24 protein-coding genes and 2 tRNA genes are annotated in these 25,837 nt (G+C 72.2%); 19 read left to right on the top strand and 7 right to left on the bottom strand.

Annotated elements, in window-relative coordinates; genetic code table 11:
- Positions 1-129: 129 nt before the first annotated feature.
- The 4 genes from ACFVST_RS06155 to ACFVST_RS06170 all read left to right on the top strand — a co-directional run bounded on the left by ACFVST_RS06155 (position 130) and on the right by ACFVST_RS06170 (position 3,359).
- Positions 130-1,248: an SDR family oxidoreductase gene (locus tag ACFVST_RS06155; RefSeq protein WP_390147350.1), complete on the top strand. Its 1,119-nt coding sequence runs from the start codon at positions 130-132 to the stop codon at positions 1,246-1,248.
- Between the two features lie 64 nt (positions 1,249-1,312).
- Positions 1,313-1,771 carry a molybdenum cofactor biosynthesis protein MoaE gene (locus tag ACFVST_RS06160; RefSeq protein WP_390147351.1) on the top strand — a complete coding sequence of 153 codons (459 nt, stop codon included), beginning with the start codon at positions 1,313-1,315 and terminating at the stop codon, positions 1,769-1,771.
- 213 nt (positions 1,772-1,984) lie between these two features.
- The gene (locus ACFVST_RS06165; RefSeq protein WP_390147353.1) at positions 1,985-2,170 is read left to right on the top strand and encodes a hypothetical protein; all 186 of its coding nucleotides are present in this window, start codon (positions 1,985-1,987) and stop codon (positions 2,168-2,170) included.
- Positions 2,171-2,240: 70 nt separating this feature from the next.
- Complete coding sequence (locus tag ACFVST_RS06170; RefSeq protein ID WP_390147355.1) at positions 2,241-3,359, top strand: PDZ domain-containing protein; 1,119 nt, start codon at positions 2,241-2,243, stop codon at positions 3,357-3,359.
- 64 nt (positions 3,360-3,423) lie between these two features.
- Here the strand turns inward: ACFVST_RS06170 and ACFVST_RS06175 are convergent, their stop codons facing one another.
- Positions 3,424-3,999: a PPA1309 family protein gene (locus tag ACFVST_RS06175; protein WP_390147357.1), complete on the bottom strand. Its 576-nt coding sequence runs from the start codon at positions 3,997-3,999 to the stop codon at positions 3,424-3,426.
- Between the two features lie 142 nt (positions 4,000-4,141).
- On the opposite strand from ACFVST_RS06175, the gene ACFVST_RS06180 reads away from it, so the two are divergent.
- The 4 genes from ACFVST_RS06180 to ACFVST_RS06195 all read left to right on the top strand — a co-directional run bounded on the left by ACFVST_RS06180 (position 4,142) and on the right by ACFVST_RS06195 (position 9,454).
- Positions 4,142-7,120, top strand: coding sequence for a UPF0182 family protein (locus ACFVST_RS06180; RefSeq protein ID WP_390147454.1), 2,979 nt, complete (start codon positions 4,142-4,144; stop codon positions 7,118-7,120).
- Positions 7,121-7,161: 41 nt separating this feature from the next.
- Positions 7,162-7,235: transfer RNA gene (locus tag ACFVST_RS06185), tRNA-Met, on the top strand.
- Positions 7,236-7,487: 252 nt separating this feature from the next.
- Positions 7,488-9,272 carry a sel1 repeat family protein gene (locus ACFVST_RS06190; RefSeq protein WP_390147359.1) on the top strand — a complete coding sequence of 595 codons (1,785 nt, stop codon included), beginning with the start codon at positions 7,488-7,490 and terminating at the stop codon, positions 9,270-9,272.
- 108 nt (positions 9,273-9,380) lie between these two features.
- Positions 9,381-9,454 (top strand) — tRNA-Met (locus tag ACFVST_RS06195).
- 149 nt (positions 9,455-9,603) lie between these two features.
- Here ACFVST_RS06195 and ACFVST_RS06200 read toward each other — a convergent pair.
- A complete protein-coding gene (locus ACFVST_RS06200; protein ID WP_390147361.1) occupies positions 9,604-10,020 on the bottom strand; it encodes a Fur family transcriptional regulator in 417 nt (138 codons plus the stop codon).
- Between the two features lie 106 nt (positions 10,021-10,126).
- A complete protein-coding gene (hisN, locus tag ACFVST_RS06205) occupies positions 10,127-10,927 on the bottom strand; it encodes a histidinol-phosphatase (RefSeq protein WP_390147363.1) in 801 nt (266 codons plus the stop codon).
- 123 nt (positions 10,928-11,050) lie between these two features.
- Here hisN and ACFVST_RS06210 point away from each other — a divergent pair, with 123 nt between their 5' ends.
- Positions 11,051-11,698, top strand: coding sequence for a TetR/AcrR family transcriptional regulator (locus tag ACFVST_RS06210; RefSeq protein WP_390147364.1), 648 nt, complete (start codon positions 11,051-11,053; stop codon positions 11,696-11,698).
- On the opposite strand, the gene ACFVST_RS06215 is transcribed toward ACFVST_RS06210, so the two are convergent.
- The 4 genes from ACFVST_RS06215 to ACFVST_RS06230 form a co-directional block, all read right to left on the bottom strand.
- Positions 11,655-11,978 carry a DMT family transporter gene (locus ACFVST_RS06215; RefSeq protein ID WP_390147366.1) on the bottom strand — a complete coding sequence of 108 codons (324 nt, stop codon included), beginning with the start codon at positions 11,976-11,978 and terminating at the stop codon, positions 11,655-11,657. The genes ACFVST_RS06210 and ACFVST_RS06215 overlap by 44 nt on opposite strands.
- Before the next feature lie 138 nt (positions 11,979-12,116).
- Positions 12,117-13,157 carry a ribosome small subunit-dependent GTPase A gene (rsgA, locus tag ACFVST_RS06220; RefSeq protein ID WP_390147368.1) on the bottom strand — a complete coding sequence of 347 codons (1,041 nt, stop codon included), beginning with the start codon at positions 13,155-13,157 and terminating at the stop codon, positions 12,117-12,119.
- Positions 13,158-13,172: 15 nt separating this feature from the next.
- The gene (gene aroA, locus ACFVST_RS06225; protein ID WP_390147370.1) at positions 13,173-14,513 is read right to left on the bottom strand and encodes a 3-phosphoshikimate 1-carboxyvinyltransferase; all 1,341 of its coding nucleotides are present in this window, start codon (positions 14,511-14,513) and stop codon (positions 13,173-13,175) included.
- A gap of 71 nt (positions 14,514-14,584) precedes the next feature.
- The gene (locus tag ACFVST_RS06230; RefSeq protein WP_390147371.1) at positions 14,585-15,409 is read right to left on the bottom strand and encodes an SOS response-associated peptidase; all 825 of its coding nucleotides are present in this window, start codon (positions 15,407-15,409) and stop codon (positions 14,585-14,587) included.
- 70 nt (positions 15,410-15,479) lie between these two features.
- Here ACFVST_RS06230 and ACFVST_RS06235 point away from each other — a divergent pair, with 70 nt between their 5' ends.
- From ACFVST_RS06235 to ACFVST_RS06280, 10 genes are all read left to right on the top strand, one after another.
- Positions 15,480-16,226, top strand: a complete 747-nt coding sequence (locus ACFVST_RS06235) for a M50 family metallopeptidase (protein ID WP_390147456.1) — start codon at positions 15,480-15,482, stop codon at positions 16,224-16,226.
- A 126-nt stretch (positions 16,227-16,352) separates the two neighbouring features.
- Positions 16,353-16,994 (top strand): alpha/beta family hydrolase, encoded by a 642-nt coding sequence (locus ACFVST_RS06240; protein ID WP_390147458.1) that lies wholly within the window; start codon positions 16,353-16,355, stop codon positions 16,992-16,994.
- A 268-nt stretch (positions 16,995-17,262) separates the two neighbouring features.
- A complete protein-coding gene (locus ACFVST_RS06245; protein WP_390147460.1) occupies positions 17,263-17,928 on the top strand; it encodes a sigma-70 family RNA polymerase sigma factor in 666 nt (221 codons plus the stop codon).
- Complete coding sequence (gene rsrA, locus ACFVST_RS06250) at positions 17,925-18,257, top strand: mycothiol system anti-sigma-R factor (protein WP_390147373.1); 333 nt, start codon at positions 17,925-17,927, stop codon at positions 18,255-18,257. The genes ACFVST_RS06245 and rsrA overlap by 4 nt, the downstream gene beginning before the upstream one ends.
- Positions 18,258-18,548: 291 nt before the next feature.
- Positions 18,549-19,895 carry an HD-GYP domain-containing protein gene (locus tag ACFVST_RS06255; RefSeq protein WP_390147375.1) on the top strand — a complete coding sequence of 449 codons (1,347 nt, stop codon included), beginning with the start codon at positions 18,549-18,551 and terminating at the stop codon, positions 19,893-19,895.
- On the top strand, positions 19,892-21,190 hold the full coding sequence (locus ACFVST_RS06260; RefSeq protein WP_390147377.1) for an HD-GYP domain-containing protein: 1,299 nt from the start codon (positions 19,892-19,894) through the stop codon (positions 21,188-21,190). Before ACFVST_RS06255 ends, ACFVST_RS06260 begins: the two co-directional genes overlap by 4 nt.
- Before the next feature lie 139 nt (positions 21,191-21,329).
- Positions 21,330-22,313, top strand: coding sequence for a tetratricopeptide repeat protein (locus ACFVST_RS06265; protein ID WP_390147379.1), 984 nt, complete (start codon positions 21,330-21,332; stop codon positions 22,311-22,313).
- A gap of 90 nt (positions 22,314-22,403) precedes the next feature.
- Entirely contained in the window at positions 22,404-23,057 is a 654-nt protein-coding gene (def, locus tag ACFVST_RS06270; RefSeq protein WP_390147381.1) for a peptide deformylase, read from the top strand.
- 269 nt (positions 23,058-23,326) lie between these two features.
- On the top strand, positions 23,327-24,421 hold the full coding sequence (locus tag ACFVST_RS06275; RefSeq protein WP_390147383.1) for a multidrug MFS transporter: 1,095 nt from the start codon (positions 23,327-23,329) through the stop codon (positions 24,419-24,421).
- Positions 24,418-25,788, top strand: coding sequence for a cytochrome P450 (locus ACFVST_RS06280; protein ID WP_390147385.1), 1,371 nt, complete (start codon positions 24,418-24,420; stop codon positions 25,786-25,788). The genes ACFVST_RS06275 and ACFVST_RS06280 overlap by 4 nt, the downstream gene beginning before the upstream one ends.
- Positions 25,789-25,837 lie beyond the last annotated feature (49 nt).

The raw sequence follows: 25,837 nt of genomic DNA on the forward strand, positions 1-25,837 counted from the left end.
CAGCGTAGACACCCGCGGCGGTTCCGGCCTCGGTGCTTCGCCGACCGGACGCCTGCGGCAGGATAGGAGACCGCCTGCCGCGTGCGCTGCATCTGCGTACGTACTGAAGACAACCGCTGGAGATACCTGGTGAGTTCCCTGGATCCGCAGGTTCGCGGAGCGCGAAACCCGTCGGGCGGCGGGGCCGCGCGCGGGCCCGTCGTCGCCGTGACCGGCGCCGCGACCGGAGTGGGCGCGCTGCTCACCGAACGGCTCGCGGCGTCCGAGGAGATCCGGCAGGTCGTGGCCATCGACGAGCGCCGCGGCGACTGCACCGACGCCCGCTGGCATGTACTGGACGTACGGGATCCGGCCATCGCCGAGAAGCTGCGCGGCGCCGACGTCGTCGTCCATCTCGCCCTGGATCTGGACCTGGAGAGGGACGCCGCGGCCCGCTCCGCCTACAACGTCCGCGGCACCCAGACCGTGCTCACCGCGGCCGCCGCGGCCGGGGTGCACCGGGTGGTGCTCTGCACCTCCGCCATGGTCTACGGGGCGCTGGAGGACAATCCGCTGCCGCTCGCCGAGGACGCGGAACTACGCGCCACCGCCGAGGCGACCGGCGTCGGGGACCTGCTGGAGGTGGAGCGGCTGGCCCGCCGGGCACCGCGCGCCCACCCCGGCCTGAACGTGACGGTGGTCCGCCCCGCCGTCCTGGTCGGCGCCGGCAGCGACACCGCCCTCACCCGCTACTTCGAGTCGCCCTGGCTGCTGGTGGTGACCGGTTCCCGCCCCGCCTGGCAGTTCTGCCATGTCGAGGACCTGTGCACGGCCCTGGAGTACGCGGCGCTGGAGAAGGCGGAGGGGGAGCTGGCGGTCGGTTGCGAGGGCTGGCTGGAGCAGGAGGAGGTCGAGGAGCTGAGCGGGATCCGGCGGATGGAACTGCCGTCCGCGGTGGCCCTGGGAGCCGCGGCCCGGCTGCACCGCATCGGCCTCACCCCGTCACCCGCGGGGGACCTCTCCTACACCATGTATCCGTGGGTGGTCAGCGGCAGCCGGCTGCATGACGCGGGCTGGCGGCCGCGCTGGACCAACGAGGAGGTGCTGGCCGAGCTGCTGGAGGAGGTCGCCGGGCGGCGCACCCTGGCCGGCCGCCGCCTCGGACGCAAGGACGCCACCGCGGCGGGCGCGGCCGGCGCGACGGTCGCCCTCCTCGGCACCGCGGCTGTGGTCCGCCGCGTCCGCAAGGCCCGCCGCGGCCGCGCGTAGCCCGCTCCCCGCCGTTGTCCACAGGCCCCCCGGGACTCAGGACCGAGTCCATATGATGTCCGGTATGGAACGTACGTATGGGCACCCCGGGGAGCTGGCTGCCGAGGATCCGATCCGACTGCTGGGCATCCGGGAGGCGCCGCTCTCACTGGACGAGGTCTTCCGCGCGGTCGGCGACGACGCGGCCGGGGGCACCGCCCTCTTCGTCGGCACGGTGCGCAACCACGACGGTGGCGCCGACGTGGACACCCTCGGCTACTCCAGCCACCCCACCGCGGAGGCCGAGTTGCGCCGCGTCGCGGAGAAGGTCGCGGCCGGGTACCCGGTGCGGGCGCTGGCCGCGGTCCACCGGGTGGGCGAGCTGTCGGTGGGCGATCTGGCCGTGGTGGTGGCCGTCTCCTGCCCGCACCGAGGCGAGGCCTTCGAAGCCTGCCGCAAGCTCATCGACGACCTCAAGCACGAGGTACCGATCTGGAAGCATCAGAGGTTTTCGGACGGTACAGAGGAATGGGTGGGCGCGTAGCGCCTCGTTGAGGGGTGGTGGTCGGGCGACGGGAGGGCGGGTGGGGGCCTGTTGAGAAGGGGCGGCCGCTCCCATGAGTTGCGGCTGTGGCGCTGAACGGGCGCTGTTCCGGCTCGGTTTGCGTAACCCGCCCCCGCCTACGAGCGTTGACGCTGCGAATGGTTAATCTGCTGATCATTCGGTAGCGGTTGCTCGGGGTGTTGGGAGGTCGGTATGGCAGCGCTCGCCTGGTTGCTGATTCCGCTGTTCGCCGCGTGCGGGGCGGGGCTGTGGGGCAGTTGGGCCGCCCGGCACCGCAAGACGCACGACGGGCCGGAGTTGGCCGGGTACGCCCGGTTCCGCGAGGCCATGGAGGGTTCGCACACCGAGCCCGCCGACACCGTCTCGGACCCTGTCTGACCCTCCGCTGCGGGCTCCCGTACGGGCGGCCCCGGAGTGCTCGCACAGAGTCGTCCCGTACTGTCGTTCCATGCCACGCCGCACCGCGACGATGCTCGCCTCGACTCTGATGCTGATCGCCTTGCTGTGCACGGGAGTGTTCATCAGCGTGCCGTACTCGGAGATGTCGCCGGGGCCCACCGTGAACACCCTTGACGATCACGCCGGGGAGCCGGTGCTGCAGATCACCGGGCACAAGACGTACGAGACGACCGGGCATCTCAATATGACGACGGTCCGCGTCACCAGTGCCGACTACCGGATGAATCTGGTGGAGGCGGTCTACGGCTGGCTGGCCAAGGACACCCTGGTGGTGCCGCATCAGGCGGTCTACCCGGACGGGCAGACCGAGGAGCAGTCCACTCAGGAGAACGCCGAGGAGTTCAGCCAGTCCCAGGAGAGCGCCAAGGTCGCGGCGTTGAGGGAGCTGGACATCCCGGTGAAGTCCTGGGTGATCGTCTCGACGGTCGTCAAGGGCTCCGCGGCGGAGGGCCGGCTGCACGCCGGTGATGTCATCCGCAGTGTGGACGGGGTGGCCGTGCACCGGCCGGAGGACGTTGCGAAGTTGGTGACGAAGCACAAGCCGGGGCAGCGGACCACGTTCACGGTGGTGCCGGTGAAGACGAGGCTGGTGCGGAAGGGCTCGCCGTCCGCGGCGCAGCCCGTTCCGCAGCAGTCGGTCCGGCAGTCCACCAGGACGAAGCAGGTCACGCTCACCACACGGAAGGCGAAGGATGGGCGGGCCGTGGTCGGTATCGAGGCCGGCACCGACCACACGTTCCCGTTCGGCATCGACATCAAGTTGGCGGATGTCGGTGGGCCCAGCGCCGGGCTGATGTTCGCGCTCGGCCTGGTCGACAAGCTCAGTCCGGACGATCTGACCGGCGGCCGCTTCATCGCGGGCACCGGCACCATCGACGACAACGGCAAGGTGGGCCGGATCGGCGGTATCCAGATGAAGACCATCGGGGCCCGCAACAAGGGCGCCCGCTACTTCCTCACCCCCGCGGGCAACTGCGCGGCGGCCGCGGCCGATGTGCCGGACGGCCTCACCCTGGTGAAGGTGAACACCATCCACGACGCGCTCGGCTCCCTGGAGAAGATCCGTACCGGGCACACGAGTTCCCTGCCGAGCTGCTCCAAGAGCTGATATCGCGGCGGGAGTTGGGGCCGGCGCGCGGCCGCCGGACACACCGGGGGCCGCGCGCCGTCGTTCACTCCGCGAAGGTCGCCGCCAGCGCGTCGGCGAGACCCGGCACCAGGTCGGAACCGGTGAGGACCTCGGTCGCGCTGTCCTTCGCGCGCAGCCGCAGCGCCGACTCCCGTGCCCCGTCCCGCAGTACGGCCACCGTCATCCGCACCTCCTGCCGCTCGGGGTGCTCGGCCACCCAGGCCGCCAGCCGCGTCTCGTCGGCTTCGCCGTTTTCGTCCACATATGTCGGAACGGCGGCCTCGGCGGACGGCGGCAGCATCAGCCGTTCCACGGTGAGGGCGCAGCCTGCGACGGCGTCCGGCCAGGCGATGGTGGCGAGGAACTCGTCCAACGGGCCGCCGGCCGGCACCTCTTCCTGCTCGATCGGCGTGAGGGCGCCGGCGTTCGGGTCGTCGGTGAGGCCGAGGCGGTCGGCGAGTTGGGGTTCCTGGCCGCGGAGTTGGGCGGTGTCCACGAGGGCGAAGAGGCGGGCGGGCCGGTCCCAGCCGAGACCCGAGGCGTACTCGTCGATCTCCAGTACGGCGCGGGTCAGCGGGGATGCGGCCATCGGGGGGCCGGAGGGGGATGCGTTGGGCATGGTCAATATCCTGCCTGGTTCGGGGCCGGAATCGGGAACTGAGTAAAGCCTCAGTAAGTTGCACCAGTGGGCCCTGCGAACGCCTGGCCCTCCGACCAGCCACAGCTACGCGAACTTCGAGGTGCGCACCTTGGCTTTCCAGATGCCGGACCGCGGCGGAGGCCCGACGGGGCCACGGATCAGAGTGGGCCGCCCGTCCAGGCGTGCCCGGACCCTGCTCATGACCCTGGGCGTGCTCGCCGTCCTGGCCATGGCCTTCGTCATGTTCTCCGGGTTCTGGACGGACTGGCTCTGGTACCGGTCCGTGCACTACTCGTCCGTCTTCACCACCACTCTGTGGACGAAGATCGGGCTGTTCTTCGTCTTCGGGCTGCTGATGGCGCTCGCCGTCGGGGTCAACATCTGGCTGGCGCACAAGCTGCGGCCACCGCTCAGCGCGATGTCGATAGAGCAGCAGAACCTCGACCGGTACCGCATGGGCATCGCGCCCTACAAGAAGTGGCTGCTGCTGGGGATCACCGCGCTGGTCGGGCTGATCGCCGGGGCCTCCGCGGCCGGCCAGTGGCGTACCTGGCTGATGTGGATCAACGGTGTGCCCTTCGGGCAGAAGGACCCGCAGTTCCATCTGGACGTCTCCTTCTACGCGTTCGACCTGCCGTGGTACCGCTTCCTGCTCGGCTTCGGCTTCGCCGCGATGGTGCTCTCCGTGATCGCCGCCGCCGTCACCCACTACCTGTACGGCGGGCTGCGGGTGACCAGCCCCGGCGCGCGCGCCACCGCGGCGGCCACCGGCCATCTCTCGGTGCTGCTCGGCCTGTTCGTCGCCCTCAAGGCGGTGGCGTACTGGCTCGACCGGTACGGCCTGGCGGTGAAGTCCAGCGACTTCAAGGCCACGGGGAACTGGACCGGTCTGCGCTATGTCGACGCCAACGCCTACCTCCCGGCGAAGACCATCCTCTTCTGCATCGCGGTGATCTGCGCCCTGCTCTTCTTCGCCACGCTGTGGCGCCGCACCTGGCAGTTGCCGGTGATCGGCCTGGGCCTGATGGTGCTCTCCGCGATCCTCATCGGCGGCCTGTACCCGGCGATCGTGCAGAAGTTCCAGGTCCAGCCCAACGAGCAGGCCAAGGAGGCCCCGTACGTCGAGAAGAACCTGGAGGCGACGCGGGCCGCCTACGGGATCGGCGGCACCGAGGTCAAGAAGTACCCGGGCCAGAGCGAGACCAAGGACAAGTCCAAGCTGCGCGACGACGCCGACTCCGCGTCCAGCATCCGGCTGCTCGACCCGAACATCGTCTCCCCGACGTTCCAGCAGCGCCAGCAGATGAAGGACTACTACGGCTTCCCGTCCAATCTGGACGTGGACCGGTACAAGGACAAGGACGGCAAGGAGCAGGACACCGTCGTCGGCCTCCGCGAGCTGAACCTCGACGGTGTGCCCAAGAACAACTGGATCAACGACCACTTCCGCTACACCCACGGCTACGGCGTGGTCGCGGCGAAGGGCACCAGCGCCGACGCCCAGGGCCGCCCCGAGTTCACCGAGTCCGACCTGCCGTCCCGCGGCCAGCTCGGTGAGTACGAACAGCGGGTGTACTACGGCGAGAAGACCACCCACTACTCGATCGTCGGCGGTCCGCAGAAGGAGATCGACTACACCGACGACGCGGGCAACGAGAAGTCGTACCAGTACCGGGGCAAGGGCGGCGTCGATCTGTCCGGGCCGATCAACCGGGCCGCGTACGCGGTGGCCTTCGGGGAGCCGCAGATCCTCTACTCGGGGGCCATCGGCAAGGACTCGAAGATCCTCTACAACCGCACCCCGAAGGACCGGGTGGAGGCGGTGGCGCCCTGGCTGACCATCGACGGCGACGCCTACCCGGCGGTGGTCGACGGCCGCATCCAGTGGATCGTGGACGCCTACACCACCACCAACGGCTATCCCTACGCCTCGCGCACGACGCTCGGTGACACCACGGCCGACTCGCTGACCGCGCAGAACAACCAGCGCGCGGTGGTCGCCCAGCAGAACCGGGTCAACTACATCCGCAATTCGGTGAAGGCCACCGTGGACGCCTACGACGGCACGGTGAAGCTGTACCAGTGGGACACCAAGGACCCGGTGCTGAAGACGTGGATGAAGGCCTTCCCGGGCACGGTGAAGTCGAAGAGTGAGATCTCGCCCACCCTGCTGAGCCATCTCCGTTATCCGCAGGACCTGTTCAAGGTCCAGCGCGAGCTGCTCACCCGCTACCACGTGAAGGACGCGCAGACCTTCCTCAGCGGCAGCGAGGTGTGGCAGGTGCCGGACGACCCGACGAATAAGTCGGGCAATTCGGTACCGGCCTACTACCTGAGCATGAAGATGCCGGACCAGAAGCAGCAGGACTTCTCCCTCACCACCACCTTCACCTTCACCGGGCGGGACAACCTCAGCGCCTTCATGGCGGTGAACGCGGAGGCGGACAGCCCCGAGTACGGCAGGATCAGAATCCTGAAAATGCCGTCCAGCATCACCGTGGACGGCCCCAGACAGGTGCAGAGCAAGTTCAACTCCGAGCAGGACATCGCCGAGCAGATCAGACTCCTGCGCGGCGGCGACTCGGAGGTCGAGTACGGGAACCTGCTGACGGTGCCGCTGGACGGCGGGCTGCTCTACGCGGAGCCGGTCTATGTGCGCGGCGGCGGGCTCAAGTACCCGCTGCTGCGGAAGGTGTTGGTGACCTACGGTGGCGCCACCGCCTTCGAGGACACCCTGGACCAGGCGCTGACCAAGGTGTTCGGCGCGGATGAGGCGACGAGTCCGCCGGGTGACGGCCAGAGCGACCAGCCGCCACCGCCCAAGTCGAGCAACCCGACCGTGCAGAAGGCGCTGGAGGACGCGCAAAAGGCCTTCGAGGACGGGCAGTCGGCGATGAAGAAGGGCGACTGGAAGGCGTACGGCGAGGCGCAGAAGAAGTTGCAGGACGCCTTGCAGCGCGCGGCCGACGCCCAGGACAAGGGGGCGTCCGGCAGCAAGGACAGTAGTAAGGACGGCGGGAAGACGGGGGGCGGGTCGGGCGACAAGTCCGGTGACCAGGCTGCCGGTTCGGCCGCCCAGCCCGCCCGCAGAGAGAGCTGAGCAGGGCACGCCCCGCGTCGTGGTAGGTTGGAGTCACACGACGCGGGGTGGAGCAGCTCGGTAGCTCGCTGGGCTCATAACCCAGAGGTCGCAGGTTCAAATCCTGTCCCCGCTACTGCGGTTCGGAAGGCCCGGATCCTGGAAACAGGATCCGGGCCTTCCGGCTGTCCCGGGCCGTTAGCGTCAACTCGGCCGCGGATCACGGCACTTCGTTCACACGTTCCTCACTGGTTCAAGGCCGCGCCGTCTAGGGGGAGTTACCCCGACTGTGTTTCACTTATCGTTCTGTGGGCATGTCGACAAAACGCTGAAGTGACCTCACGGGCTGCGGTATTCCAGGTGTACCCAGGGTGCAGGTGGTGCGACGATGGATGTTATGGGGGAAAAGGCAACTCTGTTGGAGACGGGGCGGTTTGCACAGCCGACCGGTCGGGACGATCCCGGCCCGGCGCCGGACGAGGTGCGCCGACGGCTGGCAGCGGAGTCCGGTGACGTCGAGGCGATGAGCGTCCTCGGCGCGATGCTGCTGCGCCGCGGCGACCTGGACGGCGCCGAACCTCAGCTCCGTGCCGCCACCGCGGCCGGCGACCGCGCTGCCGCCAACAACCTCGGCGTCCTGCTCCACCAGCGGGGCTACGCGGACGAGGCGGCCGGCTGGTGGCGGGTCGCCGCCGTCGCCGGTTCCGCCGCCGCCGCCCACGCCCTCGGCCGGCACCACCGCGAGCGCGGCGACGAGCCGGCCGCCGAGTACTGGCTGCGGCAGGCCGCGGAGCAGGGCCACGCGCTGGGCGCCTACGCCCTCGCCGACCTGCTGGAGCACCGCGGCGACGAGGACGCCGGCCGCTGGATGCGGTCCGCCGCCGAGCGCGGCCACCGCGAGGCCGCGTACCGGCTGGCCCGCGCCCTGGACGGCGGCCAGCAGTCCGGCACCGCGGCCCGGACCGCCGCGGAGGAGGCCGAGCAGTGGTACCGCCAGGCCGCGGCCCGCGGGCACCGGAGCGCCGCCCTCCACCTCGGCACGCTGCTCGAACACCGCGGCGAGCTGAAGGAGGCCGGCCGCTGGTACCTCAACGCGGCCAAGGACGGCGAGGCCCGCGCCGCCTGCGCCCTCGGCTTCCTGCTGCGGGACGAGGGCGACGCGGAGAACGCCGCCGTCTGGTGGCTGAAGGCGGCCAAGGGCGGCGACGGCAACGCGGCCAACGCCCTCGGTGCCCTGCACGCCGAGCGCGGCGAGAAGCAGACCGCGGAGCGCTGGTACCGGGCCGCCATGGACGCGGGCGACGAGAACGGCGCGTACAACCTCGGGCTGCTCTGCGCCGAGCAGGGGCGGAACGCGCAGGCCGAGCAGTGGTACCGCCGCGCCGCCTACGCCGGGCACCGCGAGGCGGCCAACGCGCTGGCCGTGCTGCTGCTCCAGGGCGGCGACGCGGCGGGCGCCGAGCCGTGGTTCTCCAAGGCCGCCGAGTCCGGCAGTGTGGACGCCGCATTCAATCTGGGCATCCTGCACGCCGGGCGGGACGAGGAGCCGGCCGCGCTCGGCTGGTACGAGCGGGCCGCCGCGGCCGGGCACGCCGAGGCCGCGCTCCAGGTCGGCATGGCCCGGCTGCGGACCGGCGACGAGGCGTCTGCCGAGCGCCATCTGCGGTGCGCCGCGGGCGGCGGCAGCGCGGAGGCCGCGTACCGGCTGGCCACGCTGCTGGACGCGCGCCGCCCGCCCGCCCCCGCGCATGAGCTGGGCCAGCCGGCGGGCGAGAAGAGCGAGTGCGAGGAGTGGTACGAGCGGGCCGCCGGGCAGGGGCACCGCCCGGCCCAGGTGCGGGTCGGCATGTTGGCCGCGGCCCGCGGCGATGTGGTCGAGGCCGCCGACTGGTACCGCAGGGCCGCGGAGGCCGGCAGTCCCGGTGGCGCCTTCAACCTCGGCCTGCTGCTGGCCCGGGAGGGCGGCGAGCCGGAGGCCGCCGTCTGGTGGCGCAAGGCGGCGGACGCCGGTCACGGCCGGGCCGCGCTGCGCCTGGCGCTGCTCTTCGCGCGCCGCGGCGAGCTGGCCGAGGCGCAGCGCTGGAGCGGCCGCGCGGTGGACCTGGGTCCGCCCGAGGTCACCCGCCGCGCGGCCCGCCTGCGGGACGCGGTTCGGCAGGAACTCACGGCGTAGGCAAGCCGGTTGGGCGGTCCGGGCGCGGGCTCGGACCGCTCGGGCGGTGGCCGTTCCGAAAGGGATTTGCACTGCTCGGGGGATGGCCCGTAAGGTGGTGTTCACCGACGCGGGGTGGAGCAGCTCGGTAGCTCGCTGGGCTCATAACCCAGAGGTCGCAGGTTCAAATCCTGTCCCCGCTACTGAACCGGAGGCCCGGTCCTGATCTTTCAGGACCGGGCCTCCGATGTATGTGCAGATGTGAAGTGCCGCCGGGGTGACGGCAGTTGACGGAAGACCGCGGCCGCCGGGGACGGCGGGATTCGGTAAGTGGCCGGTGGGCGCGGGGAGTTCAGGCCTGGGTGCAGCTCGGGCAGAGGCCGCGGTAGGTGACCTCGACACCGGAGACCGTGAAGCCGAACCGCTCCGAGTCCGGCAGGTCGGCCAGTGGGTCGCCGGCCGGGTGCACATCGCGGATCGCGCCGCAGTTCGCGCACACCAGGTGGTGGTGCGGGCGGTGGGCGTTGGGGTCGTAGCGCTTGGCGCGGCGGTCGGTGGCGACCTCCAGGACCTCGCCCAGCGACACCAGCTCGCCCAGGGTGTTGTAGACCGTGGCCCGGGAGATCTCGGGCAGCTTGCCCACGGCGCGGGCGTGCACCTCGTCGGCCGTCAGATGGACATGGTCGCCGTCGAGGACCTCGGCCACCACGCGCCGCTGCGCGGTCATACGCCAGCCGCGTCCGCGCAGTCGCTCCAAGAGGTCACTCATACGACCAGCGTAACAGCAGCCAGACCAGATCCCGACCGGGTGTGGAATTGGAAGCCCGCTCGACTTAGACGAAGTCCATGTGGTGTCCCCGCTGCCCCGGTGGGCCTCAGTACCGCTGGTTGAGATAGCCCAGCAGCTCGTCGTGGAGCAGGCCGTTGGAGGCGGCGGCGTCGCCGCTGTGCGGGCCCGGGCGGCCGTCCAGACCGGTGAAGTGGCCACCGGCCTCGGTCACCACGATCGACGGGGCCGCCATGTCCCACAGCGACAACTCCGGCTCCGCGCACAGATCCACGGATCCCTCGGCCACCATCATGTACGGCCAGAAGTCGCCGTAGCCGCGGGTCCGCCAGACGGCGCGGGTCAGGTCGAGGAAGCCGTCCAGGCTGCCCCGGTCCTCCCAGCCGGTGAGGCTGGAGTAGGCGAGGGAGGCGTCGGAGAGCTGCGCCACCCGCGAGACCCGCAGCGGCGAGGCGGAGGTGAGGCTGCGCCCGGTGTACGCGCCGTGGCCTTTCGCGGCCCACCAGCGGCGGCCCAGCGCCGGTGCCGACACCACGCCCACCACCGGTTCGAAGCCCGTCTCGCCCGCCTCCATCAGCGAGATCAGCGTGGCCCAGACCGGCACGCCCCGTACGTAGTTCTTGGTGCCGTCGATCGGGTCGATCACCCAGCGGCGGGGGCCGGTGCCCGCCACGCCGAACTCCTCGCCGAGGACGGCGTCCCGGGGGCGGGCCCGCCCCAACTGGCCCCGGATGACCTCCTCGGCCGCCTTGTCGGCCTCGGTGACCGGCGTCATGTCCGGTTTGGTCTCGACCTTCAGATCGAGTGCCTTGAACCGGTCCATGGTGGCGGCGTCCGCGGCGTCCGCCAGGACATGGGCGAGCCGGAGATCATCGTGGTAGTCGGGCATGACTGCACAGTATCGATCTCCCTCGGCCCGCGGCCAGCACAGTCCGCGCAGCGACCCTTGACAGGCGGTCCGGGCGCGTCAACTCTGGCCGGGAGCGCGGCCGGTCGGCCCGGGGAGGCGAGGATGCCCACAGCGCGGGAGTCCCTGCTGGACGCGGCCGAGCGGGCGCTGGGCCGACTACCCTGGACCCGGATCCGGATGGTCGACGTGGCCGCCGTCGCCGGGGTCTCCCGGCAGACCCTCTACAACGAGTTCGGCTCCAAGGAGGGGCTGGGCCGGGCCCTGCTGCGGCGGGAGGCCGACACCTGCCTGGCCGGCGCGGAACGGGTGCTGGCCGGGCCGGGGCCACCCGAGGAGCGCCTCGCCGCACTCGCCGAGTGGATGGTGACGGCCGCCCGGCGCCCCCTCGCCCGCGCCCTGCTGACCGGCCTCTGGCCGCCCCGCCTCCCCGCCCCGGTACGGACCGCGATGCCGTCCGCCGCGGTGGCCCCGGCCCAGCGCCGGGCTGACCAACCGCTGCCGACGCCCGCCGAACTCGCCACCGCCATGAGGGACTTGGCCCTCACCGCGACCTGCCCGCCGGACACCGCACCCCGGACCCGCGCCGCCTGGTCCCACCGCTGCGAGATCACGGTACGGCTGGCGCTCTCCTGCCTGCTGGTCCCACCGGGCCCGGCGGGACCGGCGGCCCTGGTGGCGAGAGGAACCGGCTTGAGAAGGACAGGACCTAGTGGCCCGAGCCCGAGAGCTGGAGGCCGACGACGCCGATGATGACCAGGGAGATGGACACGATCTTGAGGGTGGAGACCAGGTCGCCGAGGAAGACCATGCCGTAGATCGCGGTTCCCGCCGCCCCGATGCCCGTCCACACCGCGTACGCCGGGCCCACGTCGAGGCGGCGCAGCGCGAGCGTCAGCAGGCCGAAGCTGCCCAGGGCGAACGAGGCGAAGGCGACGGTGGGCCACAGCCGGGTGAAACCGTGCGACAGCTTCAGGCAGACCGCGAACCCGGTCTCCAGCAGCCCGGCCACCAGCACCAGCACCCACGCCATGCCAACGCCCTCCGCTCGTACCGTGGTTCGCGCCGTCCCGCCCGTGCCCGACGGCGGGGGTGCCGCTCTCGGCGGTGCGATCCCGCCCCGCGGATTATGCCCTTACCTGTGCCGCGGCCGGGCAAACCCGGGCCGGGCTCAGTCGCCCTCGCGGCGCTCCCGGGTGGCCAGCAGCCGCCGCAGCGAGTACAGCCGGGCCGGCTCCGCGTGGCCCTCGGCCACCCAGGCGTCGAGCGCGCAGTCCGGTTCGTCATGGCTGCAGGCCCGCGGGCAGCCCTCGGTGCCGGGCTCCAGGTCGGGGAAGGCGTGGATGACCCGGGTCGGATCGACATGTGCGAGACCGAAGGACCGTACGCCCGGGGTGTCCACCACCCAGCCCCGCCAGTCGCCGCCGTCGCCGGTCCCGTCCCCGCTTCCGCCGAGCGGCAGTGCCAGGGCCGAGGTGGTGGTGTGCCGGCCACGGCCGGTGACCGCGTTGACATGGCCGGTGGAGCGGCGCCGGCCGGCCGGTACCAGCGCGTTGACCAGGGTGGTCTTGCCGACGCCCGAGTGGCCGACGAAGGCGGTGACCCGTCCGTCCAGCAGCCGCCGCACCCGGTCCGCGGCAGCGCCGTCCGCCAGCTCCTCCCGCGAGGTCACCACATACGGCACGCCCAGCGTCCGGTAGGTCTCCAGCAGCTTGTCCGGCGGCGCCAGATCGGACTTGGTCAGCACCAGCAGCGGTTCAAGACCCCCGTCGTAGGCGGCGACCAGGCAGCGGTCGATGAGGCGGGGCCGGGGCTCAGGGTCGGCGAGCGCGGTCACGATGGCCAACTGGTCGGCGTTGGCCACCACCACCCGCTCGTACGGGTCGTCGTCGTCCGCGGTGCGGCGCAGCACCGAGGCGCGCTCCGCGATCCGCACGATCCGCGCCAAGGTGTCCTTGTGGCCCGAGAGGTCCCCGACCAGCGCCACCCGGTCGCCCACCACGGCGGCCTTGCGGCCCAGCTCCCGCGCCTTCATCGCCATCACCACCCGGTCCTCGACCAGGCAGGTCAGCCGGCCCCGGTCCACGGTGAGCACCATGCCCTCGGCGGCGTCCTCATGCTTGGGCCTGATGCTGGTACGGGGCCGGTTGCCCTTGCGGTTGGGGCGGACGCGGACGTCGTCCTCGTCGGTGTGCTTGCCGTAGCGGCGCATGGCTCGATCCGCCCGTCAGTTCCCGAGCATCCCGGTCCACAGGGCGGGGAAGTCGGGCAGGGTCTTCGCGGTCGTCGCCACGTTCTCGATGTCGACGTCCTTCACGGCGAGGCCGAGTACGGCGCCCGCGGTGGCCATCCGGTGGTCGTCATAGGTGTGGAAGGTGCCGCCGCGCAGGGTGCGGGGTGAGATGCGCAGTCCGTCCTCGGTCTCCGCGACCTCGCCGCCGAGGCCGTTGATCTCCCGGGTGAGGGCGGCCAGCCGGTCCGTCTCGTGCAGCCGCAGATGGGCCACGCCGCGCAGCACGGAGGGGGAGTCGGCGAGCGCCGCCACCGCCGCGATGCCCGGGGTCAGCTCGCCCACCTCGGACAGGTCCGCGTCGATGCCGTGCACCCGGCCGGAACCGGTGAACTCCAGCCCCTGGTCGGTGAGTCGGCAGGAGCCGCCCATCTCGGTGAAGATCTCCCGCAGCCTGTCGCCGGGCTGGGTGGTGTGCGCGGGCCAGTCCGGGATCAGCACCCGGCCGCCGGTCACCAGCGCCGCGGCGAGGAACGGCTGCGCGTTCGACAGATCCGGCTCCACCGTCAGGTCCAGCCCCAGCAGCGCACCCGGGGTGACCCGCCACACATCGGGCTCGCCGCCCGACTCGGGGGTGTCCACCTGCGCGCCCGCGTGCCGCAACATGTCCACCGTCATCCGGATGTGCGGCATCGACGGCACCGCGGAGCCCACATGCCGCACCTGGACGCCCTGGTTGAACCGCGGCCCGGACAGCAGCAGCGCGGAGACGAACTGGGAGGACGAGGAGGCGTCGATCTCCACCGGCCCGCCGTCCAGCGCACCCCCGCCGAACACCGTCATCGGCAGCGCGCCCCGGCCGTCGTCGTCGATCCGCGCGCCCAGCGCCCGCAGCGCCCCGATCACCCCGTGCAGCGGCCGCTCGTAGCACCGCGGGTCGCCGTCGAAGCGGATCGGGCCGTCGGCCAGCGTCGCCACCGGCGGCAGGAAGCGCATCACGGTGCCCGCGTTGCCCACGTCGACGGTGGCCGGGCCGTGCAGGCCCGCCGGGATGACCCGCCAGGCCTCACCGGAGTCGGCGGCGCCGGCCGCGGCCGCCGAACTCGACGACACCGTCTCCTCGATGCCGACGCCCATGGCGCGCAGCGCCGCCGCCATCAGCAGGGTGTCCCGGGAGCGCAGCGGGCGGCGCAGCCAGCCCGGCTCGGCGGCCAGCGAGGCCAGCACCAGCGCGCGGTTGGTGACCGACTTGGACCCGGGTACCTGGACCGTCGCGTCGACGGCTCCGGTCGCGTACGGGGCGGGCCAGAGGGCGGGAGGCGCGGCATGTGCGGTCATGACCGCCACTTTAATCGCTGCCCGACGGGCCGAACCCGGTCATGGGCCGGCCCCGCACCGGTCAGGCCTGGTCAGAAGAGGGTGCCGACCTCGGGGGCGGCCAACTCCTTCAGCAGTTCGGGTCCGTTGTTGCGCACATTGCTGACGGCCGTCGACACCGGGTAGGCGCGCATCAGCCCCTCCGGCGGCGGCGCCAGCAGTTCCCGCAGCTCCTCCGGCCCGGTCCTGGCCGGATCGAGCCAGGCGTCCCAGCGGTCCGGGGTCAGCATCAGCGGCATCCGCGGATGGATGTCGGCCAGCGCCCCCGGGCCGTCGGCCGGGGCCGCCGCGAGCGGCGCGGTCTCCGCCTCGGTGGTGATCACCGAGCAGGTCACCCACCAGGCCCGCGGATGGTCGCCGGGCAGCGTCGGGTCCCGCCAGAACTCGTAGAGCCCGGCCATCGCGAAGACCGAACCGTCCGCCGGGGTCACGAAGTACGGCTGCTTGCGGGGCCGCTTCCGCTTGCCCTCCACCTCCAGGTCCCGCTCCTCGGTACCGGTGACCCACTCGTAGTAGCCGTCGGCGGGCAGGATGCAGCGGCGGGCCGCGAACGCCCGCCGGTAGGAGGGCTTCTCGTGCACCGTCTCCGCGCGGGCGTTGATCATCCGTGCGCCGCCCTCCGGGGTCTTCGCCCAGGACGGCACCAGGCCCCAGGTCAGTTTCCTGAGCTGGCGAACCGGACGGGGATCGGCGGCGTCCTTCTCCGGACGGTCCAGTACCGCGTAGACCTCCTTGGTGGGGGCCACGTTCCAGTCCGGTTCGAGGGACTCCTCGGCCGTGGCGGGCTCCCACCGCTCGATGCCGAAGATCCCGGCGAGGTCCTCCGGGCTGCGACTGGCTGCATATCGTCCGCACATGAGTGCCACACTGCCACGGCCGACACCCGACTGAGGAGCCGTCCGAGAAGCCATGGACCCCCTGCACCACATGGGCACCGCCCTCGCACCCCCGCCGCATCCCCTCGCCGTGGAGTCCCTGGCCTCGCTCTGGGACCGGATATTCGGCGGCCAGCCCGCCCCCGACACCTGGGTGGTGGTGGCCACCGGCGTCCTCGCGCTCGCCGTGGTGGTGCCGCACGGCATCTGGCTGGTGGCCCGTAACGCCATCACCATCGCGCACGAGGGCGGCCACGGACTGATCGCGCTCCTCACCGGCCGCCGCCTCGACGGCATCCGGCTGCACTCCGACACCTCGGGGCTCACCGTCAGCCGCGGCCGCCCCACCGGGCTCGGCATGATCCTCACCGCGGCCGCCGGGTACACCGCGCCCTCGCTGCTCGGCCTCGGCGGCGCCGCCCTGCTCGCGGCCGGCCACATCACCGCCCTGCTCTGGCTCGCCACCGCCCTGCTGCTCGCCATGCTCGTCATGATCCGCAACGCCTACGGGGCGCTCACCGTGGTCGTCTCCGGTGGCGCCTTCCTGCTGGTGTCCTGGCTGGCCGGGCCGCAGGTGCAGGCCGCGTTCGCTTATACGGTGGTGTGGTTCCTGCTGATCGGCGGGGTGCGGCCGCCCTTCGAGCTCCAGTCGAAGCGGCGCCGCGGCGGCGCCGGGGACTCCGACGCCGACCAGCTCTCCCGCCTCACCCATGTCCCGGCCGCGCTCTGGCTGTTCCTCTTCCACGCGGTGTCCGTCTGCTCGCTCCTCGGCGGCGGACGCTGGCTGGCCGGGCTCTGACCGGAGTGTGATTCCGGCCACCATCGGACCGCGCGGCAGGATGGACATGTGACCTCCTCCCACGAATCCCGCAGTCCCCGCAGCTCCGCGGACGCCGCCGCCCCCGTACTCGAAGTCCCCGACTCCGTGGACCCCGCCACCGTGGACACCGTGCCGACCGCCGTGGGGGACGCCCGGGTGAGCTGGTTCCCCGCGGGGGCGCCCCGGCTGGTGCTCGCGCTCGGGCACGGTGCGGGCGGCGGGATCGGTGCCCGCGACCTGGCCGCGCTCGCCGCCGCCCTGCCCGCCCGCGGCGTCACCGTCGCCCTGGTGGAACAGCCCTGGCGGGTCGCCGGACGCAAGGTGGCGCCCGCGCCGAAGACCCTGGACACCGCCTGGCGTGAGCTGTGGCCGGCGCTCACCGGGGCGGGTCCGCCGGTGGTGGCCGGCGGCCGCAGCGCCGGCGCCCGGGTCGCCTGCCGTACCGCGGGGCCGCTCGGTGCGCACGCCGTGCTGGCGCTGTCCTTCCCGCTGCACCCGCCGGGCCGCCCGGAGAAGTCACGCGCCGCGGAACTCCTCGGCACCGGGCTGCCCACCCTCGTCGTCCAGGGCGAACGGGACCCCTTCGGGCGGCCCCCGGAATTCCCCGCCGGGGACCACGAGCTGGCCGGGGTGCCGGCCGCCGACCACGGGTTCGCGGTGCCCCGGCGGGGCGGGCCCGGGGAGGCGGCGACCCTCGCGCTGATCGCCGGCCGGGTCGCCGGTTGGCTGGCGGCGCTGCCCGGCTGATCCGGGAATGCGGACCGCGGGACGGCTGTTGTGCCAGGCGTAACGAGCTGTTCAGCCCCGCGTACGAGAGGGAGTCCCCCGCATGGGTTCGACGTACTGCCCGGCCCGCCGCAGCGCTGAGGGTGCCGGGCTGGAGTGGTCGGTGCTGCACACCGCGGCCACCACCGGCGAGGCCTCTCGCGGAGCGGAACGCACAAGCCCGCGCGGCCCGGGTCGACTATTCTCCGAGGCAGGTGCGGCCACCTCGGCCCGCACACACACGGAGGAGGTGGGTCCGGTCACAGGGACCGACGCGGAGACCGGTCACGGCCCGGCGGAGCGGCCCGGCGAGACCGCCACGGAGCGCAGCGCACGATTCGAACGGGACGCGCTGGCGTTCCTCGACCAGATGTACTCGGCCGCGCTGCGGATGACGCGCAATCCGGCCGACGCCGAGGACCTGGTGCAGGAGACCTACGCCAAGGCGTACGCGTCCTTCCACCAGTTCCGCGAGGGCACCAACCTCAAGGCCTGGCTGTACCGCATCCTCACCAACACGTTCATCAACTCCTACCGCAAGAAGCAGCGCGAGCCCCAGCGCAGTGCCGCGGAGGAGATCGAGGACTGGCAGCTGGCGCGCGCCGAGTCGCATATGTCGACCGGGCTGCGCTCCGCCGAGTCGCAGGCCCTCGACCATCTGCCCGACTCCGATGTGAAGGCCGCCCTCCAGGCGATCCCCGAGGAGTTCCGGATCGCGGTCTATCTCGCGGACGTGGAGGGCTTTGCGTACAAGGAGATCGCGGACATCATGGGGACACCCATCGGCACCGTGATGTCCCGGCTGCACCGCGGCCGCCGCCAGCTGCGCGGCATGTTGGAGGATTACGCGAGGGACCGCGGTCTGGTCCCCGCGGGTGTGACGGACTCGGACGAAGCGAAAGGCTCGGGCTCATGAGCTGCGGAGAGCCGCATGAGACGGACTGCAGTGAAGTCCTGGACCATCTCTACGAGTTCCTCGACAACGAGATGCCGGACAGCGACTGCACCAAGTTCGAGCACCACTTCGAGGAGTGCTCGCCGTGCCTGGAGAAGTACGGCCTGGAGCAGGCCGTGAAGAAGCTGGTCAAGCGCTGCTGCGGCCATGACGACGTGCCGAGCGATCTGCGCGCCAAGGTGATGGGCCGGATCGACCTGATCCGCTCCGGCCAAGCCGTCCCCGAGCACGACGTCACCGCCACCGACGTCACCGCCACGGACATCTCCGCGACCGCCGAAGGCAGTTGACCTCCGCCCGCGCGAACTGCCGGGGAACCGAAGGCGGTTGACCCCGGCTCACCCGGAACTGCGAGAGCGCCGGGGGCGATTGGGACCGCCGGACACCGGCGCATCGCCCGCGCCGAGGCCCGGCGCAGACCCGCACCACGTCACCCGAACGTGCTAATCCGGCGCCGGGGCGCCACCCGATTCACCGCTGCCGCCCCCGCGCCGGTCCCCGCCGCCCTATTCTCCGGAACCTGACCGGACCCGTGTGTGCCGTCCCGGCACCCGGGTCCGCGACCGGGGGGAGGGGGCGTGATGCGACAGGTGCCGCCGGCCGGCACGCTCTGCGTTCTCGGTGCCGCGCTCGCCGCCCTCTGCTGCTGCCGCGCCGCCCTCGGACCCGGCACCCCCTGGGCAGCGCTGGCCCTGCTCGCCTCCCTGCACACGGCCTGCGCCCTGCTGCCGCGCCGCCGCCTCCTGGGCCGCCTGGTACCGGCCGCGTTCGGCACCTTCTTCCCGGTGCTGCTCGCCGCGGTCTTCGTACTGCCGCCCGCCGCGGCCGCCCTGGTCGCGGTGCCGGGGGCGCTCGCCGGGACCGGGGACGACCCGCGGCCGGTGTGGCTGCACCGGCTGTGGCGAGCCGCCCGGCTCGCCCTCGGAAGCTGGGCCGCGGCCACCGTCTGGCGCGCCGCCGGCGGCCCCGCCGACCTCCTCGGCACCTCCGGCGTGCCCCGCTTCCCGTACGCGCTGCTCCCCGCCGCGGCCGCGGTGCTGGCCTTCTGCCTGGCGCTGGCGCTGCTGGACGGGGCCGTTCTCGCCGCGGCCGAGCGGCGGGGCCCGCGGGCCGCCTGGCGCGGACGGCTGCTGCGGCTGCTCGGCCCGGTCGCGGTGCACGGGCTGGCCGGGCTGATGGCGGCCGTCCTCTGGCGCAGCCGCTACGGCCCGCCCGCCGCCCTCCTCGCCCTGCTGCCGATGTACGTCTCCTGCTGGGCCTTCGCCCAGTACCACCGGGAGCGCGCAGCGCACCGGAACACCATCCGGGCCCTGGTGCAGGCCGTCGACATCAAGGACGGGTACACCCGCGGCCACAGTGAGCGCGTCGGCCGCGCCTCGGTGCTCATCGGCCGCGAACTCGGCCTGGACGACGACCGGGTGGAGGCCCTGCGCTTCGCGGGGATCCTGCACGACGTGGGCAAGCTGGGGGTGCCCACCCGGCTGCTGCGCAAGGACGGCCCGCTCACCGCGGAGGAGCGCCGCGTCATCGAGCTGCACCCCGAGTACGGCCATGAGATGGTCCGCGGCATCGGCTTCCTCGGCGAGGCCAGGGCGGCGATCCTGCACCACCACGAACGGCTCGACGGCAGCGGCTACCCGTACGGTCTGGCCGGGGCGCAGATCCCGGAGTTCGCCCGGGTGGTGGCGGTCGCCGACGCCTTCGACGCGATGACCTCGACCCGTTCCTACCGTCGGGCCCGACCGGTGCCGGCCGCGCTGACGGAGCTGCGGCGGTGCGCCGGCGCCCAGTTCGACCCGCGGATGGTGACCGCCCTGGTGCGCGCCCTGGACCGCTGCGGCTGGCACCCGGCGGTCACCGCGGACACCCCACCACCCGCGTCCGCACCCCGCGCGGAGCCCAAGTCCCGTACGGAGCCCGCCTCGTGAGCCGTAGCGGTGGCGGGGCCGGGTGGCCGGTGCCGGTGGTGCGGGTGGCGGCCGGGGTGCTGGTGGTGGTGGCGCTGGGCGGGACGCTGCTGCGGGGGCTGGACGAGCGGGGCACCGCGTTCGCCTTCGGGGCGCTGGTCGCCGCGGGCGAGCTGACCCGGCACAGCGGCGAGGACCGGGAGCCGGCGCCCCTCGCCGCGGCCGGCGCCATCGCCTACGCGCTGCTCGCGCAGAACGCGGGCCACCCCACCCAGCAGGGCGTGCTCCAGACGGTGGCGGTGGTGACGGCCGGCACCCTGCTCGGCTCGGTACCGAGGGTGGCGGCCGGCCGCGGACCGACCCCGGACCAGTGCGTACGGCGGCTGTTCGGGGTGGCGCTGGCCGCGGTCTGTATGAGGCCGGTGCACGGCGGCGGACGGCTGGCGTCCCTGGCGGACGGCCCCGCCTATCCGCTGCTGATCACCGCCGTCCTGGCGGTGACCGCGCTCGGCGATGTGGTGCTGGCCGCGGCACTCGCCCGCGCTCGCGCCCGGACACCCGGCTTTGTGCCGCTGTTGCGGGAGGAGGCGCGCGGGCTGCTCGGTATCGGCTCCGCGGTGGGCGCCACCGGCGTCGTGCTGGCGCTCGCCGTCGCCGTCGCCGGACTGTGGGCGCTGCCCGTCTTCTCCCTGCCGCTGCTCCTCACCCAGCTCTCCCTGCGCCGGTACACCGCGGTACGCGCCACCTACCGCCAGACCATCGCCTCCCTGGCCCGCGCCACCGAGGTCGCCGGCTGCACCCCGCACGGCCACGCCCGCCGGGTCGCCGAGCTGAGCGGTGCCGTCGGCCGCGACCTGGGCCTGTGCGGGGAGCGGCTGAAGGTGCTGGAGTACGCGGCGCTGATGCATGACATCGGGCAGTTGTCGCTGGTCGACCCGGTGCCCGAGGGCGCCACCGCCGGTCTGCCGCCCGCCGAGCAGCGGCGGATCGCCCTCCTCGGCGGGGCGGTGGTACGGCAGACCGGGGTGGAGGCCGAGGTGGCGCGGGTGGTGGAGCAGCAGGCCGACCCGTACCGGGAGCAGCCGCTGGCGGCGCGGATCGTGCGGGTGGCCAACGCCTACGACGAACTGGTCCGCACCGAGGGGCCGGCCGGGGCGCTGACCGCGCTGGAGAAGCTGCGGCTGGCGACCGGGCGGGAGTACCAGCCGCAGGTGGTGGAGGCGCTCGGCCGGGTCCTCGGGGCGGGGGCGGCGGCGCTGCCGGGGCCGCGTATCGCGCCCGGTCACAGGGGTCTGACCGGGCCTCCAGCCGGGTAACCCATGGGTAATGAGCGGGCGTCGGACCGTCCGTGGTTGGATGCGAACGTGAGGGTGTCCGGGGGTGCAGGCGGACCGGGCTGTGCCCACCCGGGGGCGGCGGCCTCGTCGCTCCCGGTCGAGACGGCAGGCGGGAATCGTGAGGATCTTCGGCAAGGGACACAACAGGCCCTCCGCCTCCTGGCGGCAGGCCACCGACCGCGCGTTCACGCTGATCGGCGACGGCCGGTACGAGGACGCGGGGGCGCTGCTGACCCGCGCGGCCGATCTGGAGCCGTGGCTGTCGGAGTCCTGGTTCAATCTCGCGCTGCTGCACAAGTTCCGGCACGACTGGGAGCAGGCCCGTACCGCCGGGCTGCGCGCGGTGGCCCTGCTGGACCGGGAGGCCGGCGCCCCGGACTGGTGGAACGTGGGCATCGCCGCCACCGCACTCCAGGACTGGCCGCTGGCCCGCCGCGCCTGGCAGGCGTACGGGCTGCGGCTGCCCGGGGCGGGTCCCGCCGCGGCCGGTGAGCCGCTCGGCATGGAGCTGGGCAGCGCCGCGGTACGGCTGTCCCCGGAAGGCGAGGCGGAAGTGGTGTGGGGCCGGCGGATCGACCCGGCGCGGCTGGAGGTGCAGTCGATCCCGCTGCCGTCCTCGGGCCGCCGCTGGGGCGAGGTGGTCCTGCACGACGGGGTGCCGCACGGCGAGCGGACCACCGCCGCCGGGCACGCCTACCCGGTCTTCGACGAGATCGAGTTGTGGGCGCCGTCCCCGGTGCCGACCTGGGTGGTGCTGCTGGAGGCGGCGACCGAGGACGACCGGGACGCGCTGGAGCAGTTGGCCGCGGACGCCGGTTTCGCCGCGGAGGACTGGTCGTCCTCGGTGCGGCTGCTGTGCCGGATGTGCTCGGAGAGCCGGATGCCGAGCGACGAGGGCGACGGCGAGCACCTCGACCCGCACGACCACAGCGAGCCGGGCCACCCCGGTCCGCTGGGCCACCGTACGGACGGGCAGTTGTGGGTGCCGGAGCGGGAGTGCGGGATAGCCGCGCCCGCGTCGCTGGTGCGCGGGCTGCTGGACGGCTGGGTCGCCGACAGCCCGGACTCCCGGGACTGGCGGGATCTCGAAGAGGTCTGCTGAGCCGGACGTCTCCCGGATGAGGGCGGGGCGGGGCGCCGTAGGCTGTACCGCACGGCATTTCGTAGGTTCCCAGGAAGGCTCACGGCCAAGATGGCGCAGCAGGACACGGATCAGCAGCAGGACCAGGGGGTCCTCCCCGTCGACGACGAGGGCTTTGTCATCGACTCGCAGGACTGCGAGAAGCGCGAGGCCGCCTACCGGGAGCGCGGCACCTCCCGGCCGATCACCGTGGTGGGGAATCCGGTACTGCACCGGGAGTGCCGCGATGTCACCGAGTTCGGCGCCGAGTTGGCGGCGCTGGTGGACGACATGTTCGCCAGCCAGCGCACCGCGGAGGGCGTGGGCCTGGCCGCCAACCAGATCGGCGTGGACCTGAAGGTCTTCGTCTACGACTGCGGCGACGAGGACGGGGTGCGGCACGTCGGCGTGGTGTGCAACCCGGTGCTCCAGGAACTCCCCGCGGACCAGCGCAGCCTGGACGACGCGGGCGAGGGCTGCCTCTCGGTGCCGACGGCGTACGCCTCGCTGGCCCGGCCCGACTACGCGGTCGTCACCGGGCAGGACGAGCAGGGCAACCCGATCCGGGTGCGCGGCACCGGCTACTTCGCGCGCTGCCTCCAGCACGAGACGGACCACCTCTACGGCCGGCTGTACATCGACCGGCTCTCCAAGCGGGAACGGAAGGACGCCCTGCGGCAGATGGCCGAGGGCACCCCGCGCTACCCCGTGGTCGCCAACGACTAGGCCAACGACCAGCACCCGCAGGCGGGTTGACGCCCGGTCGGAGCTCCTGCTCCGGCCGGGCGTCTGCATATGCCAGGGGATAATGCGCGCATGGACCGGGGTGCGTAAGGGGATGTTCTTGGCATCACGGGGGAGTGAGTGGAGCAAATCTGTTCCCTGAACGGTCAGTTGTGGTGCTGAATGGAAAATGCGGGGATACTCGCGGAGCACATCTGCATGACCCGGGGGAGAGGTGTGCCCGCACCCGAAGACGGCGGAAGGAAAGTCAAGTGTCTGCTTTCACCTACAGCAGCGCGCCGGAACAGGCGGCACCACCCCCGGAAGTCCCCGTGCCGGCGGCGTTCCGGCTCCCGGTCGTAGAGGAGCGTTTTCCGCGGCACCGCCACCCGTATTGGCCGCGGCTCCAGGAGACGACGCGCGAGTGGCTGCTGGAGAAACGGCTGATGCCCCCGGAGAAGGTCGCACGCTACGCGGACGACCTGCGCTACACCGACCTGGTCGCCGGCTACTACACCGGGGCACCCGATGAAGTCCTCAGTGCGATAGCCGACTTCAGTGCCTGGTTCTTCGTCTGGGACGACATCCACGACCGGGACGCGGTGCACGGCCGCAGCGAGGCCTGGCGTCGGCTCAGCACCCTGCTGCACGCGGCACTCGACGCACCCGAGTCCCATCTGCACCACGAGGATCCGCTGGTGGCGGCCTTCGCCGACACCATCGTGCGGATCTTCTCCTATCTGGGCCCGCGCTGGAACGCCCGCTTCGCCGAGCACTTCCACTCCGTGATCGCCGCCTACGACCAGGAGTTCGAGAACCGCAGGAACGACTGCGTACCCCCCGTCGACGCCTATGTGGAACTCCGCCGCCACACATTCGGGCACTGGGTCTGGCTCGACCTTCTGGAACTCGCCGCGCAATGCGAACTCCCGGCCGTCATCCGTACCGATCCCGCATATCGGCGGGCCGCACTCACCAGTCAGGATTTCTCCGCCTGGTACAACGACCTCTGTTCACTGCCCAAGGAAATGGCGGGCGGTGAGGTCCACAATCTCGGTATCAGCATCATTCATCACAAGGGAATGACGCCGGACGAATCCATGGCGGAAGTCAGGCGCCGTGTGGGTACCTGTACCGCTGATTTCCTGGAGGCCGAGCAGGAAGTCCTCAGACTCGCCGCGGAATTCGGTGAGCAGAGCTCCGCGAGCGCGCGGACGGCCGACGGGATCCGGTCATGCCTCTTCAATATGCGCAACTGGTTCTCCTCCGTCTACTGGTTCCACCACGAGTCCGGTCGCTATCGCGTGGACACCTGGGAGGACCGCTCCAATCCCCCTTACATCAGCGACCCGGCAGGTGAGGTATGAGCAGCGAATCCACCGTGGCGGCGGACCCGGACACACCCCCGGCCGCCGCCGAACCCCCGTACGCAGGTGGCCGGTTGCCGCTGCTGGGGCACGCGGGGAAGCTGGTCGGCGACCCGCTGGGGTTCCTCGCCGGGCTCCGCGACCACGGCGACGTGGTGCGGCTGCGCCTCGGCCCGAAGACGGCGTACGCGGTCAACGACCCGGAACTTGTGGGGGAGTTGCTCAAGAGCCCGGGATATGAGGTCGGCGGGCCGCTGTGGGAGACCCTGGAGGTGCTTCTCGGCAAGGGCGTGGCCACCAGCAACGGGGCCGACCACCGCCGTCAACGGCGCATGATGCAGCCGTCGTTCAGGCCCGAGCGGATCGCCGACCACGGCCCCGTGATGGAGGAGGAGGCGCGGGCCACCGCCGACCGCTGGCAGCCCGGCGAGACGGTGGACGTGGCGGCCGAGACCTTTCGCACCGCGGTCCGCATCGTGTCCCGTTCGCTGCTGGAGGTGGACTCGATCGGGGAGAAGGCGGACCGGATCTCCGCCTCCCTCGGCACCGTCTTCGAGGGCCTGTACCGGCGGGTGGTACTCCCCGTGGGGCCGCTCTACAAGATGCCCACTCGGGCCAATCGGCGATTTGAGCGCGCACTGGCCGATCTGCACACCCTGGTCGACGAAGTCATTGCGGAACGTCGCTCCTCGGGTGCATTGGGTGAGGACCTGCTCGGGGTTTTGCTGACGGCCACTCAGGAATCCGGCGCACCCCTCGCCGACCAGGAGATCCATGACCACCTGGTGTCCTTGATCGTGGCCGGATCGGAGAATGTGGCCTCCACCCTCGCCTGGACCTTCCAGCTCCTCACCGAGCACCCGGAGCAGGAAACCCGGGTGGTTGAAGAAGTGAATTCCGTGACGGGTGACCGGCCGGTTTCATACGGTGACCTCGACGCCCTCGTCCACACCAAGAATGTGATCGTGGAGGCCATGCGGGTACGGCCCGCCGCCTGGATATTCACCCGGCGCTCGGTGGCCGAGAACGAACTCGGCGGCTATCGCATTCCGGCCGACACGGACATCGTCTACAGCGCGTACGCAATGCAGCGCGATCCGCGGTCGTTCGAGCGGCACCTGGAGTTCGACCCGGACCGCTGGCTGCCCGAACGGGCCGCGCGGGTACCGAAGTTCGCCATGATGCCGTTCAGTGTCGGCAAGCGTAAGTGCCCCGGCGACCACTTCAGCATGGCGGAGATCGCCCTGGTCCTCGCCACCGTGCTGCCGCGCTGGCACCTGGCTCCGGTCGCCGCCAGCGACCCGGCACCCAGGATCGGCATCACCCTCGCCCCCAAACGCCTACTGCTGCGGGCGGAACCGCGCTGAACCACAGCGGTCCCGCCCACCCGCGCGGCGCCCCGTGAGCGGCTAGAAG

The organism is Streptomyces sp. NPDC058045, assembly GCF_042885635.1.
GTDB lineage: Bacteria > Actinomycetota > Actinomycetes > Streptomycetales > Streptomycetaceae > Streptomyces.